Raw genomic sequence first — 15,247 nt, 5'->3', positions numbered from 1 at the left:
ACATCATTATCAGAAGAGAATCTTCGCCACATCCGCAAAGCGCTTGGCAAAGTGCACGGTAATCCCTTCCTTCAGATAATCCGGCAACTCTTCAAAGCTTCCACGGTTTGGTTCCGGCAGAATCAACTCGAAAATCTTCTGCCGCCGCGCTGCAATCACCTTCTCGCGCACGCCACCAATCGGCAGTACATGGCCGGTCAGCGTCAGTTCACCGGTCATGGCCACGCCTTTTTTCGGCGACTGGTTGCGGGCCAGAGACAGCAAGGCGCTGGCCATGGTCACGCCGGCGCTCGGGCCGTCTTTCGGCGTGGCGCCTTCCGGTACGTGGAGGTGGACGAAGGCTTCGTCGAAGAACGTCGGATCGCCGCCAAATTGCTTCAGATTGGAGCTGACGTAGCTGTAGGCAATTTCTGCCGACTCCTTCATCACTTCCCCCAATTGCCCGGTGAGTTTGAAGCCACGGTTGAGGGTGTGAATACGGGTTGCTTCGATCGGCAGGGTCGCGCCGCCCATGCTGGTCCAGGCCAGCCCGGTGATCACACCGATGCCGGACAATACTTGCTCATTGCGGAATACCGGTCGGCCGAGTGAGGCTTCCAGGTCTTTCGGGCCGAGCTTGATCACCGCTTTCGGCTCGTCGATCAGCTTCATTACTGCTTTGCGCACCAGTTTGCCGAGGTTTTTTTCCAGCTGCCGCACCCCGGCTTCACGGGCGTAGCCGTCGATCAAGGCTTTCAATGCGTTGTCGCTGATGCTCAGGCTGCCCTTGGACACGCCGGCTTTCTCAAGCTGCTTCGGCCACAAGTGACGTTTGGCGATGGCGACTTTCTCTTCGGTGATGTAGCCCGACAGGCGAATCACTTCCATCCGGTCCAGTAACGGGCCGGGTATTGAATCCAGGGTGTTGGCGGTGCAGACGAACAGCACTTTCGACAGGTCCAGACGCAAATCCAGGTAATGGTCGAGGAATTCGACGTTCTGTTCCGGGTCGAGGGTTTCCAGCAGCGCCGAGGCAGGGTCGCCCTGGTAGCTCTGGCCCATCTTGTCGATCTCGTCGAGCATGATCACCGGGTTCATCACTTCGACGTCTTTCAACGCGTGGACGAGTTTGCCCGGTTGCGCGCCGATGTAAGTGCGGCGATGGCCCTTGATCTCGGCTTCGTCGCGCATGCCGCCGACGCTGAAGCGATAGAACGGCCGGCCCAGGGTTTCGGCGATGGATTTACCGACACTGGTCTTGCCCACGCCCGGCGGGCCCACCAGCAACACGATGGAGCCGCTGATCTCGCCTTTATAAGCGCCGACCGCGAGGAATTCGAGGATGCGGTCCTTGATGTCATCGAGGCCAGCATGGTGTTTGTCCAGCACCTTGCGCGCGTGTTTGAGGTCGAGTTTGTCCTCGCCGTACACGCCCCACGGCACTGAGGTCGCCCAGTCGAGGTAGTTGCGGGTCACCGCGTATTCCGGTGAGCCGGTCTCGAGGATCGACAGCTTGTTCATTTCCTCTTCGATGCGTTTCTGCGCCTGGGGCGGCAATACCTTGCCTGTCAGACGTTGCTCGAACTGCTCGATGTCGGCACTGCGGTCATCCTTGGTCAGGCCCAGCTCTTGCTGGATAACCTTTAGCTGTTCCTTGAGGAAGAACTCGCGCTGATGCTCGCCGATTTTGCGGTTAACTTCGGCAGAGATTTCTTTCTGCAGACGCGCGACTTCAACTTCCTTGCGCAGCATCGGCAGGACTTTTTCCATGCGCTTGAGCATCGGCACGCAGTCGAGCACTTCTTGCAGCTCGCTGCCCGTGGCCGAGGTCAGCGCGGCGGCGAAGTCGGTTAGCGGCGACGGGTCGTTGGGGCTGAAGCGGTTGAGGTAGTTCTTCAGCTCTTCGCTGTACAGGGGGTTGAGCGGCAGCAGTTCCTTGATCGCATTGATCAGCGCCATGCCGTAGGCCTTGACCTCGTCGGTCGGCTCGGTGGGCTGGTGCGGGTATTCGACTTCCACCAGATACGGCGGGCGATGGTGTTTGAGCCAGGTTTTGATACGCACCCGGGTCAGGCCTTGGGCGACGAATTGCAGTTTGCCGTTTTCGCGACTGGCGTGGTGGACTTTAACCAGGGTGCCGTATTCCGGCAGGGCTTTGGTATCGAAGTGGCGCGGGTCTTCCTGGGGAGCGTCCATGAAGAAGAGGGCCAGGGAGTGATGATCGGATTGGCTGACCAGTTCGAGGGTTTCGGCCCACGGCTCTTCGTTGACGATCACCGGCAGTACTTGCGCCGGGAAGAAGGGCCGGTTGTGGATCGGGATGATGTAGACCTTGTCCGGTAGATTCTGGCCAGGCAGAGCGAGGCCTTTGCCGGTGGAGTGGTGTTCGACGTTGTCTGTTTCGGCGTATTCGCTCGTGTCTTCGGGGAATTCTTGCTGGTCGGTCATGGGGCACCTGCGCAATAGGGTATGGGTCTTAGATGGGGCAGGTGGGGGGTGGTTTCAATGGCCGTAGATATTTCAGCGCGTGTGTTCAGGAGTTTGACAGGTCTTGGCGGCCTTATAGAGGACCAACCCCTCGCAGATGCACACAGTTCAATTGTGGGAGCGGGCTTGCTCGCGAAGAGGCCATAACATCCAACATCAATGTTGACTGTTACACCGCTTTCGCGAGCAAGCCCGCTCCCACAGGTACGGTGTTTCAGTGTCTAGTCCTGAAACAGGTGTAAACCTTATTCAGGACGGGACACGCCCACAAAAAAGGCGACCCCCTCACAGGAGTCGCCTTTGCTTTAACTGCCGCTACCGCTTATTCCGACAGTTTGTACGCAATCACATAGTCACCTTGCTTGGTGCCCAGCGATCCGTGACCGCCAGCAACAACGAGTACGTATTGCTTGCCGTCTTTGCCGGTGTAGGTCATCGGTGTGGTTTGCGCGCCGGCTGGCAGGCGGCCTTCCCACAGTTGCTTGCCGTTTTTCACGTCGTAGGCGCGCAGGTACTGGTCGAGGGTGCCGCTCAGGAAGGCCACGCCACTGGCAGTGGTGAAGGCCCCGCCCAGGCTCGGTACGCCCATGCTCAGAGGGATTGGAACCGGCGAACTGTCGCGCACGGTGCCGTTCTTGTGCATCCAGATGGTTTTGTTGGTGGTCAAATCGACCGCGGCCACGTAACCCCAGGCCGGTGCCTGGCACGGCAGGCCCATTGGCGACAGCAGGGCTTCGAGGATCACGCCGTAAGGCGCGCCTTTGTTGGGCTGCACGCCTTCGGTTTCGCTGACACGAGGGCCTTGTTTGGCGATTTCGGCGGCCGGGATCAGTTTCGATTTGAACGCCATGTAGCTCGGGTTCACGAAAGCAATCTGACGAACTGGGTCAACCGAAATTCCGCCCCAGTCGAACACGCCGAAGTTACCGGGATAAACGAGCGAGCCTTGCAGCGATGGCGGGGTGAACATGCCGTCGTAACGCAGGGATTTGAAGTCGATCCGGCACAGCATCTGATCGAACGGGGTCACGCCCCACATGTCGCGTTCCTTGAGGGTCGGCGGCACGAAGTTCAGGTCGGACATCGGTTGGGTCGGCGAAGTGTGGTCGCCTTCCACCGCGCCTTGCGGCACCGGGATTTCCTTGATCGGCACGATCGGCTGACCATTGCTGCGGTCCAGCACGTAAATGCTGCCTTGCTTGGTGGACGCCAGCACCGCCGGTTTCACACCGTCTGCGGTTTTCAGGTCCATCAGGGTTGGCTGGCCACCGACGTCCATGTCCCACAGGTCATGGTGAGTGAACTGGAAGTGCCAGCGCACTTTGCCGGTGGCGATGTCCAGAGCGGTCAGGCCGGCGGCGTGCAGTTCCGATTCAGGGGTGCGCGCGCCACCGAACTGATCCGGGGTCTGGTTGCCCATCGGCAGGTAGATCATGCCGAGTTTTTCGTCGACGCTGAAGATGGACCACATGTTCGGCGAGTTGCGGGTGTAGACCTTGCCTTCGGCAATCGGCGTGGTGTCGTCCGGGTTGCCGCTGTCCCAGTTCCACACCAGTTTGCCGGTGTGCACGTCGAACGCGCGGATCACACCGCTTGGCTCGTCGATCGAAACGTTGTCGGTCACGTGGCCGCCAATCACCACCAGGTCTTTGGTGACCGCCGGTGGCGAAGTCGAGTAATAACCGCCGGCGGTGAATTCACCGATGTTGGTTGTCAGGTCAACCTGGCCACCGTTGCCGAAGTCTTCGCACATTTTGCCGGTGTCGGCGTTCAGGGCGATCAGACGGGTGTCGGCGGTCGGCAGGAAGATCCGGCGCGGGCAGACGCTGGTCACTGGCGCGTTAGCCGTGCCGGTCGGGCTCTGCTCGGACGCGTAGGCGGCGTCATCGTGATAGGTCACGCCACGGCAGGTCATGTGCGCCCAACCCTTGAAGTTCGCCGCGTTCTGCGTGGAGAGCTTCGGATCGAAACGCCAGAGTTCCTTGCCGGTGTCCGGGTCCAGCGCGATCACCTGGCTGTGCGGCGTGCAGACATAGAGCATGCCGTTGGCTTTGAGCGGGGTGTTTTCGGCGGTGGTTTCGCCCGGATCGTTCGGGCCAGGCAGGTCGCCGGTGCGGTAGGTCCAGGCGGGAACCAGTTTGCTGACGTTCTGCGGCGTGATCTGCGCCAGTGGCGAGTAACGATCGCCATGGGCGCTGCGGCCGTAGGAGTTCCAGTCGCCATCGGGCATGGCCGGGGCGGTGTTGGTCATGCCAGGTACGGCGTCGCGATCCAGTTCGCCTTTGATTTCACCGGGGTTGGTGAACAGGCTGGCCAGCGCGGCGATACCGGCGATGACCACGGCAGCGCTCAGTACACCGGTGCCGATCGGGTTGAATTCGCCGGTACGCAATGGGCGACGAAACCATGGCAGCAGCATGACGATACCAAGGGCAAAGAGCAGCGCCAGACGTGGCACCAGTTGCCACCAGTCCAGGCCGACTTCCCACAGTGCCCAGACCGTACTGGCGAACAGCACCACCGCATACAGGCTCAGCGCCGCATAACGGTCGGCCAGCAGCAGCCCCCCGGTCAGCATCAGGCCGATACCGGCCAGCAGGTAATACAGCGAGCCGCCGAGCATGCTCAGCTTGATCCCCCCGGCCAGCAAGGCCAGGCCCATTAGTAGAAGCACGATACCGAGCAGGCTCGGCAGCAGACGGCTTCGACTGAAAGCACCATCAGCGCTCATAGTGTGGTTCTCCGTGACGTTTTAAGTAGTCCCGCGCAAGTTCACTGTAGATGACGATCTGGCGCGGGCATGGTTCAGGTTAAAAAGTGTTCAGTTGAGTCTTTGAGCCGCAATCCCTGTGGGAGCGGGCTTGCTCGCGAAGAGGTCATCACATTCAACATCCTGGTTGGCTGAAAGACCGCTTTCGCGAGCAAGCCCGCTCCCACATTTTTGTGCGTCTAATCAGAACGACGACTGGATCTTGATCCCGCCAATCAGCGCGTCATCGACCTTGTCCACGCCACCGGGGTGGCGGATGTATTGCAGGTTCGGGCGCACGGTCAGCCAGTTCGTGACGTGCACGCCGTAATAGAGTTCGGCGCTGTATTCGGTGTCTTGTGGCGGCAGGAACGACGGGTCGTTGTAGTCATAGACGGCGCGGGCCTGATTGGTCGCTTCGGCGTTCTTGCGGTAGGCCGGGTTGACGTGGACACGGGCCAGGGCAAAACCGATATCGTCTCTGGCGCGAGCATCGAACAAGCCTTTGTAGACGACACCAGCCTGGACGTAGTTGTCGATGGCGTTGGTCTTCTTGTCGTGCATCGTACCGTTGGCGAACATGCTCAACCCGCGAGAGTGGTCGCTGGCGCGGCTGGTCAGCTGCTGCTGCACGCCCAGCCACACACCATGCTTGCTCGATGCGCTGCGATAAGCCTCGCCACTCAGGGCTGCCGGCTGGCCGTTGCTGTCCTTGTAGACATCGGTGGCCTTGGCATTGCTGTAGTAATAACCGGCACGGTATTCACCCGGAAGGCTATTGAATTTTGGACTCCAGACCAGTTCCACCGGCAGGATCGCGCCCTGAGTGCCGCTGCCGCTGAGTTTGAAGCCGTTGTCGCGATCAAGGTTGGACGGGTTTTGCTCGTAAGCCCCGACTTGCGCGTAGAGCTGCGGCGTCAGGTGATATTTGACGCGCATCGCCCACTGGCTGACCGGCCAGTTGTACCAGATGTCGCCAACCCAGTTGCCGACTTGGGAGCCGCAAAACGCCAGGTTCTGGAAGTCGCAGGGGAAGCTGTTGAAGTCTTCGCCCTCGCCGAAGCGGCCGACTTTGATGTCGAGCTTCTGATCGAAGAATTTCTGCTGATACCACATCTGCGTCAGGCGCCAGGTCTGGCCGCGGCCCCAGACTTCCTGAGCCGAGGTGAAACCGCCAACACGCGGATCGTTGATCCGGTCGTTGCTGATGTTGTTGCCATTGCGCTCGGTGATGGTCAGCTGAAATTCAGCGTCGTCCCAGCCGAGAATCTTCTGCAAGTCAAGGTGGGTACCAAAGCCGAACTGGTCGCTGTAGCGAGCGGTGCGGTCATGGTCGTAGCCGCCGTGCAGGTTGCTGCCCATTTCACCGGTGTAATCGACCTTGAAGTCGTAGCCCTTTTCCGAAAGTTCGGTGCGCGTGCCGTTCCAGTCACCGAGCATCCACGGCGAATCGCTATCGAAGGCCGGCGCAGCCTGGGTGCAGGTGGCGAGGCTCAACGCGGTGAAACCGCCGATCAGGTTCAGGGCTTTTCGATTGGCCACAGGGGATAAGACAGCGCTGTCTCGCGGAGTTTGAAAATCAGGCATAGAGAAGAAATTCTTGGTCTTTTTCTAAAGGGGGTGAACTGAACGCAGCAGGGATGAAGCAGGGGAGAAGCGTTTCAGCTGGACGGGCGTAAGGATAATGATCTGTTACACATAGAGAAAGGGCTTTTACTGACATGGATCATTTCGGATTTGGTAATAGTGTGCAGAAACACATCGCTGCGTAGGAGCTGCCGAAGGCTGCGATCTTCTCAAGGTCACCTACATTTAACAGAGAGCACACAGATAGCTTCCCCCCAACGAAGCCCTCGGCTAAGGTGCGCGGCTTCCAATTCCCACTTCGCTCGAAGGCCCGGCATGACCGAACAGAACACCAACCCGCTGCACGGCGTAACGCTGGAACAGATCCTCAACGCGCTGGTTGAACACTATGAATGGTCGGGGCTGGCCGAGCGCATCGATATCCGCTGCTTCAAGAGTGACCCGAGCATCAAGTCGAGCCTGACTTTCTTGCGCAAAACCCCGTGGGCGCGGGAGAAGGTCGAACGCCTGTACGTGAAGTTGATGCGCACCAAGCGACCGGTCTGAGCATGGTCATACCCTCGGCGCCAGGTTCTGCCGCGAGGCGTCGTTGTGTTGCCGTGGCGGCGATTCTGGGCTGGGCGGGATTAACCATTCAGCTGTACCTGATTCTCTACTTACGCTGGAGTGTTGCGGCCAGTCTGCTGGGCGGGCTGATGAGTTTTTTCAGTTTTTTCACCGTGCTGACCAATACGCTGGTGGCGGTGGTTCTGACCTGTGAACTGACGTCCCGCGAATCGGCGGCGCGGCGCTGGTTTTTGCAGCCGTGGGTAAGCAGTGGAATTGCGGTGAGCATCGCCGTGGTCGGTGTGGCGTACAGCCTGTTATTACGCCATTTGTGGCATCCCGAAGGCTGGCAATGGCTGGCCGATGAGCTGATGCATGACGTCATGCCGCTGCTGTTTCTGGTTTATTGGTGGCTCTGTGTGCCCAAAGGCACGTTGCGGCTGCGGCACATTGCGCTATGGGTGATCTATCCGTTGGTGTACTTCGGCTATGCGTTATGGCGTGGGCATCTGCTGGCGGTTTATCCGTATCCATTCATTGATGTGGATAAGCTGGGTTATCCACAGGTGTTTGTGAATGCGGGAGGATTGTTGGCGGGGTTTGTGCTGATTGCGCTGCTGGTGGTTGGGCTGGATCGGTGGCGCACGGGGCGGAAGTGAACACTGACTGTGGCGAGGGAGCTTTGTGGCGAGGGGGCTTGCCCCGTTGCGCTGCGTAGCGGCGCTAAACCTGCAACGGAGTTTTAACCGGCACACCGAGTTTGCTGATTTTGCGACTGCTTCGCAGCCGAACGGGGCGGTGCGGCGTTCCGACAAGCCCCCTCGCCACATTTCGATTTGTGGTTACTCCTCGTCACTGTCGTCCAGTCGCCAGTAACCGACAGCCTTCACAAACTGCTCGTCCAGGCCATGCTCATCGAGCAATACCCGGCGGATCTGCCGCGATACTTTGGACTCAGTCGCCACCCACGCATACAGATTGCCATCGGGCACCTCGATCTGTTGCACGGTGGTCAGCAGGTTATTCCTGCCACCTTCTCGCAATACCCAGATCACATTGACCTGTGCTGCGCTTTCCAGGCGTTGTTGTTCGGCGCCGTTTTCCACTTCCACGATCACCAGTGCACGCCGATTGGCGGCCAGGCCTTCAAGGCGGCGGGCGATGGCGGGCAGGGCGGTTTCGTCGCCGATCAGCAGGTAGCTGTCGAAGATGTCCGGCACGATCATCGAGCCCCGAGGCCCGCCGATGTGCAGGAACTGGCCGGGTTTGGCCTGCTCGGCCCAGGTCGAGGCAGGGCCATCGCCGTGCAGCACGAAGTCGATGTCCAATTCCAGGGTATCCAGATCGTAACGACGAGGCGTGTAGTCGCGCATTGCGGGCATGGGCCCGTTGTCTTTGCCAGCCCCAAGAACCAGCGTTTCCAATGCCGCTTGTTCCGCTGCGTTTTGGGGGAACAGCAGTTTGACGTGGTCGTCCGTTCCGAGGCTGACGAAGCCAGCCAGCTCTGGGCCACCCAGGGTAATCCTGCGCATACGCGGGGTCAGGTCGACCACTCGCAGTACTTCCAGACGACGGCGTTTGATCTCGTGGCTGACACGGTGAATGGATTGGGATGGCACGATAACGTCGGTCATTCGGCGTTCTCCTGAACGGGTTGAACGGGTTGAACGGCGGGGCCGTCGACGATGGCTTTGGCCGTGTTGTTGAGCAGGTCGCGTACCCGCAGGATTTCTTCCGGGCTCCAGCGACCATGGTGCATTTGCAAGGCATGGCGCAGGTTGTGCACCGCTTCGTGAATTTCGGCCGGGCGGTCATGGCCGCGCAACGAGCGCTTGCTGACCTCGATGCGCATGCGCACGCCATCCAGGGCAATCGCTTGTTCACTTAAAGACAGACGTCCGGCGTCGGTGATGCTGTAGCGTTTTTTTCCGCCTTCGGCATCGCCCAGGATCATTTCGCTTTCTTCAAGGAAGGTCAGGGTCGGGTAGATCACGCCGGGGCTGGGGCTGTAGGCGCCGTCGAACATGCTTTCGATCTGGCGGATCAGGTCATAGCCATGACACGGCTGCTCGGCGATCAGCGCCAGCAGCAACAATTTCAGGTCACCGGGGGCGAACACCCGTGGTCCGCGTCCACCGCGCTCGCGGCCGGGTCCCGGACGTTTCTCGAAGCCGTCGCGGCCGTCGCCGTGTTCGCGGTGGGGGGAATGATGGTCTCTCATTTTTGCTTTCTCTCGTCGTGTTTAGATACAACTTAAGATATATCTTATGGAGCGAGCAAGACGTTTTTTGGGAGCCGTTCAGTCGGCCGACAAGCGGTGCATGGGTTGGCAACCTGACTTTTTCTTCCGGAAACAGGACTTGAAAGTTAAAGTTATCGCTCTATTAGTGTCGTACCCTCTATTCTAAAAGCCCTGAAGTCCCGTGTTGTATAGTTAAAACTGCTGTATGGTTTTTTTAATAAAACTGTATGTAGGGCATAACTTACAGTCGATGTTTTGTATTTTGATTTTTTGTTCTTTTTTCTTGCTTGTCATGAGGGTGTTTAACTACGTGATCATCGGAAGTTACTTGCTTACTTTCCAGAGCGAACAGCCGATCATGCCTCGGCGTTGAAAGTTCAAATCAACACGAGCCCTTACCGGTGTGCGTTGTGTGGATTTTCAATGAATCGATCCTTTCAAGAAGACAGGTACTGAATGATGTTCAAAAAATTCGCGATTGCCGCTCCACTGGCTGTTTTGGCTCTGAGTTCTTCCGCCGTGTTTGCCGCGAGTGAAGCCCGTCACTCGATCAGCTTGGTGGCTGATGTGCCGGGCAACGGCTTCTATGTAGTCCCGGCCGATCCGGACCTGGTCAACAAGGATCAGGACATGAGCTATAGGCCCACTACCGGAAAAATGGGCGAGGTCAACGGCTTCTTTGACATGATCAACAATAATGGGTCTGTGCATGCCAGCCTTGAAAGCGTACCGCAGCTGTACTCTGGTTCTAGCGCGATCAATCTGCAAGTGGCGGTTAATGGTGTAGTCCTCTCCACGACTCCGCAAATGGTGGTTGGCGAGACCGAGTCGAACGTCAACTTCCGTGCCCCACTCAATATCAAGGCTATTAGCCCCAATATTGCGCCAGGGTATTACACCGGCGCAGTCACCATGACGTTCGACGCTGTTCCCCCTGTTGCTCTTTGAACTTGATCAGGAGTCATAAGCGCTTACTTGCTTAAGTAACGTGACCGGCCGGCATGCTTCCATCTGTCGGTCGGGATTCAACTTCTTCGTAATCAGAGTACCTGTTCATGTTCCCGATGACGCCCATCGCGGCAGCGCTTGCGTTGCTGTTATGTAGCAGTGCATTTGCGGCGCCCACTTCCGTTGATACGCCGCGAAGTTTGCTGGCTCAGGCCAAAGGCTTGCCGGCAGAGTTTGAGGAGCATTTCTTTGATGTTCCGCTGGCGGTTCGGGTAGAGCTCGATCAACAACCGCTCGGCGAGGCAATGGTTGTGTTGTCCCGTGATGACCGCGTGACGTTGCTCGATTTCACCGATACCAGCGAAAGCCGATTCGGCGCAAGTGAGCGCGAGACCTGGGCCGATATCCTCAAACCCGGTGTGGCGCTGGGCAGCTGCACAGGTCAATGCCCGGAGCAAATGCTGGCGGTTCACTACAACCTCGAAAATTCATTGGTATCGATCGTCACCGAAAACGCTGAGCGCGATCTGGAGGCCAAGCGTTACTACGACCAACCCGAAGGTGGCAGCAGCGGCCTGATGGTGCGCAACCAGCTCAACCTCAATGGGGGACAGGATCAGGATCTGGGCGGTCGTTTCGGCCTCGAAGCCAGCGCCAGCCTGGGCAGTTGGAGCCAGACGTTCAATATGCAACTGGCTCGCCTCGGCGGGCCGGACGAGAAGCTTTATCACGCAGTTCACGAGCTCTACACCCAGCGTGAATTGCCCGGCAGTTTCGTTCGCCTGGGCTACTTCACCCCCAATTCCGAAGGCCTGACGCGCCAGCCCCGTTCGTTCGGCACCAGTCCCGACACAGCCGTCGGCTTGATGTACGGCAGTTCCGACAGCCTGGCGATCGACAGTTCCCGGCCCAGCGTGTACCCGGTTTATGTGACGGCGAACCGTCAGGCGTCCGTGGAGATTTTCCGCGATGGCCTGTTGATCAATACCCAATCGGTGCCTGCCGGTTTGCAAACCCTCGACACTCGCCCGTTGCCCGGTGGCATTTACGAGGTGGAAGTGCGGCTGATCGAGGACGGTCAAACCACCTCGAGTACTCAGGAGCTGATCTACAAACCGAACAACTGGCGCAACCTTGATGAGCGCTGGCGCTACAACCTGTTCGCCGGGCAGGAAACCAAACTGCTCAGCAACTGGGATCAACAGACCAGCGGCGATTCGACTGCTGGCGCGTCGCTCAACTACCTGCTGCACCCGAGAGTGATTCTCGGGCTGTCGGCCCGTCAGGTGCGCGAAAAACTGCAATACGGCAGTTCCATCGACTGGACGTTGGCGAACAGCACCAGCCTCTATGCCAATCTTTACCAGACCGAAGATCACGGCACCGGCGCCGATCTGCAGGGGCTCTACAACTATGGCTCCGGCAGCCTGGTGATCAGCCACAACCGCAGTTGGCTCGACACCCGCAACAGTTACGACACGCTGCCTGATGGTACTCGGGTACGTCAGCGCAATGTGTTCACCGGCCAGACCAGCAATTCATCGCTGGCGCTGAACCATCGCATCAGCCGCAAGAGTTCACTCAATGCCCGGGTGTCCCACAGTGACGGCAACACCGAAGGCGTGGGGGTGGATCTGGGCTGGTCGCAACGCACTGTGATGTTCGGCAGCGACGCCAACTGGCGCCTGTCGCTGTTTGATCGTCCTGGCAGTTACAGCAGTGGCGATGCGCGCAATCGCGGGGTCGACCTGAGTATCAACATGGCGCTGGGCGGGCCGGACCAGCAGGTCTCCGGCAGCATCGGCACCCGCACTGCCCGGAATGGCAGCCGCGACAACAACGCCTCGATCGGTTACCGCAAGACCCTGCGGGACCACGTTTTGCAGAACGTCTCGGTGACGGCGCTCACCGACACTTACGGCATTGGTCTATCGAGCCTGGCGAACTTTCGTACTGACGCGGTCAATGGCGACGGCTTCGTCCAGCGCTCGTCTTATAACGGCAACTTCACCGGTGGCCTGAATCTGGACAGCACGCTGATCGTTGGAGGCCAACGCATGACGTTGACCAGCCAGCATCAGGGTCGTGGTGCCGGGATGATCGTCGATGTCGAGTCCGATATCGATGGCATTGCCTTGCGCGCCGATGATTTGAGCGGTGGCAGCGCGGCGTTGCGCCCAGGGCGCAACTTCATTCCGATTACCGCCTACAGAAACGGCTCGGTGAGCTTCGACTTCGAAGGCAATCACGCGCCGGCGGCCAGCATCGAACCGGCGCGTACCCGCTATCACCTGAACAAGGGCGGCGTCGAGTACCGCAAGGTGCGAGTGATGAAAACCCTCACCGTGCTGGGCCGTCTGCTCGACGCACAAGGCCAGCCGCTCAAGGGCTACCACGTGATCAACCACGCCAGCCGTGGGGTCAGTGAGGTCGATGGGTTCTTCTCGATGGAAATGAATGCCGGCTCTCCCACCCTGGACGTTCGTTATGCCGACCAGTTGCTGTGTCAGTTCCGACTCGATGTGGATAAGCACCGCAGTGAAAACGATGTGCTGATGATCGGTGATTTGCGTTGTTCACCGGACACCTTGGCAGACGCTACTTTCAAGGACGCTACGGCGAGCTGACTGACATGAAGATATTGACCAGGCTTGGAAAAAACCTCAGTCGCGCGATGCCGCTGGCAGCGTTGTGTGGATTGAGTTCATTACCGGTGAATGCCGCTGTCTTGAACATTGACGCTACGTTTTCGCCGGACTCGGCGGCTCCGCATAAAAATGAATTCGTGAATAAAACGCCGTCTCAGGGTTTCTGTCTTCAGGTGCCAAGGGCCTGTGAGTCGGAGGGTCTATTCAGTTTGATTGCGCCGATTTCATTTACTGCTAATGCACCGATCCGTGCCAATCATGTCGATCCTCGGCAAGGTGGAATGGCCAAAGTGCCCTCGGACTGGCGGGATGTGCAGGTTACCCACTCATCCGGAGAAGTCCAGACCGTCAAGGTCCGGATTGCGGGAATCGGACATGAGTCGCAGCTACCGGTGTCGGTCGCCGAATTGACCGGGGTGGCGGGCGGGCCTGGATGGGACAGGCTTTGGAACGGCGGATCCTGGATGTATGCCCCTCCACCCTGTCAGGGAGTCGGGTGGTCGACCGTGGGTAATATTGGTTTCAACAGCTTCTGGAAAGTGCCCCTCGGCGCGGGGGTGTGTTCAAAGCAACCTTTGTTCGAGATACCACTGTCCTTTCGATACCTGTACTTCGTGTTCGGTTATCAATTGATAACGCCGAACCCACTGACTATGCAGAGTGGGTCTTACAACGGATCGATTACCTTTGGCGTCGGGCCGAATCAGGATTTCGACATGGGTGATGTAATGCAACCCGATGATTCTGCATTGACCCTGAACTTCAATCTCGACGTGCAGCACACCCTGAAGGTCGATATCCCTCCCGGTGGCGAAAAAATCGATCTGGTACCGGCCGGTGGCTGGCAAAGCTGGCTGCAAGCCGGGCGCCGGCCCGTGCGTTTGTTCCGCGATCAGACCTTCAATATCTCGGCGTCTTCGCGCTTCAAGATGCAGTTGGAGTGTGAGATTGCGGGGTTCTCTTACGACTGCATGATTAAAGACCCGGTCTCGAAAAAATCGGTTGAGTTGCAGGTCAGTGTCAGCCTGCCCAATGGGCTGACCGATTTTGCCGGACTACCCGTCAAGCGCCAGCGCCTGAGAGCGGGAGCGGCCAATGCACAACAGTTTCAACCCGGCTTCTATGTCGATAGAGCACCCGGAGTTCTGCATTTCGAAATTCCGCAAAACCAGATGGAGTTCATGCTGGAGCCCGGTAGCGGCGGCAGCTATTCGGGCAGGGTGACGGTGATCTGGGACTCGGAAATCTGATGGGCTGCGCATCGATTATTCGAGCCAGCGTTGTGTTCAATAGTATGAGGTTCAAGGGTATGAAACGTCTGTGGGCACTGTTGGGTTTGGGCGGATTTTCTCTGGCGATTCAGGCCGGGCCGCAAATCAATGTGGGAACGGTTTACGACTATCTGGATGGCGATAAGAGCACGTACCTCAAGCGCGTATTCAACAGCGGCGACAGCACGGCCTTCGTCAAGGTCAATATTCTGGAAATCATCTACGACGCGGATGGCACGCCTCGCGAAGTGCCGGTCAAGGCTCAGGCCGATGCCAGCGCTCGCGACGGGCTGATGGCCAGCCCGGCGCGTTTGATCATCCCGGCCACCGGCATGCAGGGCACGCGTCTGTTGGCCATGGGAGAGCGGGAAACCGAGCGCTATTTTCGTGTGCGTTTCGTGCCAGTGGTGCCGGAAAAGGAAGACGAGTTCGCGATGTCCAGCGAGGAGCGCGAGGACTACAAAAAGACCCTGTCGGCAGGCGTTAACGTTATGACCGGTTTCGGCACGGTGTTCTTCGTCCGGCCGCAGAACAGTCGCTATGACAGTGTGGTCGACGACAGCGCCGAACGTTACAGGCTGCGCAATAACGGCAACACGGTGGTGGTGATCGATGAGTTCCGTAACTGCTCGCGCAAAAACGAAACCGACTGCGAGCCCACTACCAAGCACCACGTGCTGGCGGGCAAGACGTTTGAGTTCGACAAGAAACCGGGGCGTGAGTACCGCTTCAACCTGATCGAGGGCGGCTCGAAAAAGGCGTTGCACATCGCCGGCCGGTGACCTTCGAC

At 58.6% G+C, this 15,247-nt stretch carries 11 protein-coding genes; 6 read left to right on the top strand and 5 right to left on the bottom strand.

The window, feature by feature from the left end:
* Positions 1-9: 9 nt before the first annotated feature.
* The 3 genes from lon to KVG95_RS02345 all read right to left on the bottom strand — a co-directional run bounded on the left by lon (position 10) and on the right by KVG95_RS02345 (position 6,802).
* Positions 10-2,427, bottom strand: a complete 2,418-nt coding sequence (gene lon / locus KVG95_RS02355; RefSeq protein WP_052966209.1) for an endopeptidase La — start codon at positions 2,425-2,427, stop codon at positions 10-12.
* Positions 2,428-2,788: 361 nt separating this feature from the next.
* Entirely contained in the window at positions 2,789-5,197 is a 2,409-nt protein-coding gene (locus KVG95_RS02350) for a glucose/quinate/shikimate family membrane-bound PQQ-dependent dehydrogenase (RefSeq protein ID WP_217854374.1), read from the bottom strand.
* Between the two features lie 222 nt (positions 5,198-5,419).
* Positions 5,420-6,802, bottom strand: a complete 1,383-nt coding sequence (locus tag KVG95_RS02345; RefSeq protein ID WP_217854373.1) for a carbohydrate porin — start codon at positions 6,800-6,802, stop codon at positions 5,420-5,422.
* Positions 6,803-7,117: 315 nt separating this feature from the next.
* On the opposite strand from KVG95_RS02345, the gene KVG95_RS02340 reads away from it, so the two are divergent.
* A complete protein-coding gene (locus KVG95_RS02340; RefSeq protein ID WP_007941719.1) occupies positions 7,118-7,348 on the top strand; it encodes a VF530 family protein in 231 nt (76 codons plus the stop codon).
* Between the two features lie 2 nt (positions 7,349-7,350).
* Entirely contained in the window at positions 7,351-8,007 is a 657-nt protein-coding gene (locus KVG95_RS02335; RefSeq protein ID WP_217854372.1) for a Pr6Pr family membrane protein, read from the top strand.
* Positions 8,008-8,190: 183 nt separating this feature from the next.
* Here KVG95_RS02335 and KVG95_RS02330 read toward each other — a convergent pair whose 3' ends face one another.
* Both KVG95_RS02330 and KVG95_RS02325 read right to left on the bottom strand, forming a co-directional pair.
* A complete protein-coding gene (locus KVG95_RS02330) occupies positions 8,191-8,982 on the bottom strand; it encodes a siderophore-interacting protein (protein WP_217854371.1) in 792 nt (263 codons plus the stop codon).
* Positions 8,979-9,569 (bottom strand): PadR family transcriptional regulator, encoded by a 591-nt coding sequence (locus tag KVG95_RS02325; RefSeq protein WP_217854370.1) that lies wholly within the window; start codon positions 9,567-9,569, stop codon positions 8,979-8,981. Before KVG95_RS02325 ends, KVG95_RS02330 begins: the two co-directional genes overlap by 4 nt.
* A 477-nt stretch (positions 9,570-10,046) precedes the next feature.
* On the opposite strand from KVG95_RS02325, the gene KVG95_RS02320 reads away from it, so the two are divergent.
* From KVG95_RS02320 to KVG95_RS02305, 4 genes are all read left to right on the top strand, one after another.
* On the top strand, positions 10,047-10,538 hold the full coding sequence (locus KVG95_RS02320) for a CS1 type fimbrial major subunit (RefSeq protein WP_217854369.1): 492 nt from the start codon (positions 10,047-10,049) through the stop codon (positions 10,536-10,538).
* 107 nt (positions 10,539-10,645) lie between these two features.
* Complete coding sequence (locus KVG95_RS02315; RefSeq protein ID WP_217854368.1) at positions 10,646-13,165, top strand: CS1-pili formation C-terminal domain-containing protein; 2,520 nt, start codon at positions 10,646-10,648, stop codon at positions 13,163-13,165.
* A gap of 5 nt (positions 13,166-13,170) precedes the next feature.
* Complete coding sequence (locus KVG95_RS02310; RefSeq protein ID WP_225922860.1) at positions 13,171-14,436, top strand: hypothetical protein; 1,266 nt, start codon at positions 13,171-13,173, stop codon at positions 14,434-14,436.
* A 59-nt stretch (positions 14,437-14,495) separates the two neighbouring features.
* Positions 14,496-15,239: a molecular chaperone gene (locus tag KVG95_RS02305; RefSeq protein WP_217854367.1), complete on the top strand. Its 744-nt coding sequence runs from the start codon at positions 14,496-14,498 to the stop codon at positions 15,237-15,239.
* Positions 15,240-15,247: the final 8 nt, after the last annotated feature.

The sequence above is a fragment of the Pseudomonas farris genome (assembly GCF_019145235.1).
GTDB classification, from domain to species: domain Bacteria; phylum Pseudomonadota; class Gammaproteobacteria; order Pseudomonadales; family Pseudomonadaceae; genus Aquipseudomonas; species Aquipseudomonas farris.
The sequence above is the reverse complement of the archived record's forward strand: the minus strand, read 5'-3'. Positions and strand labels throughout refer to the sequence as shown.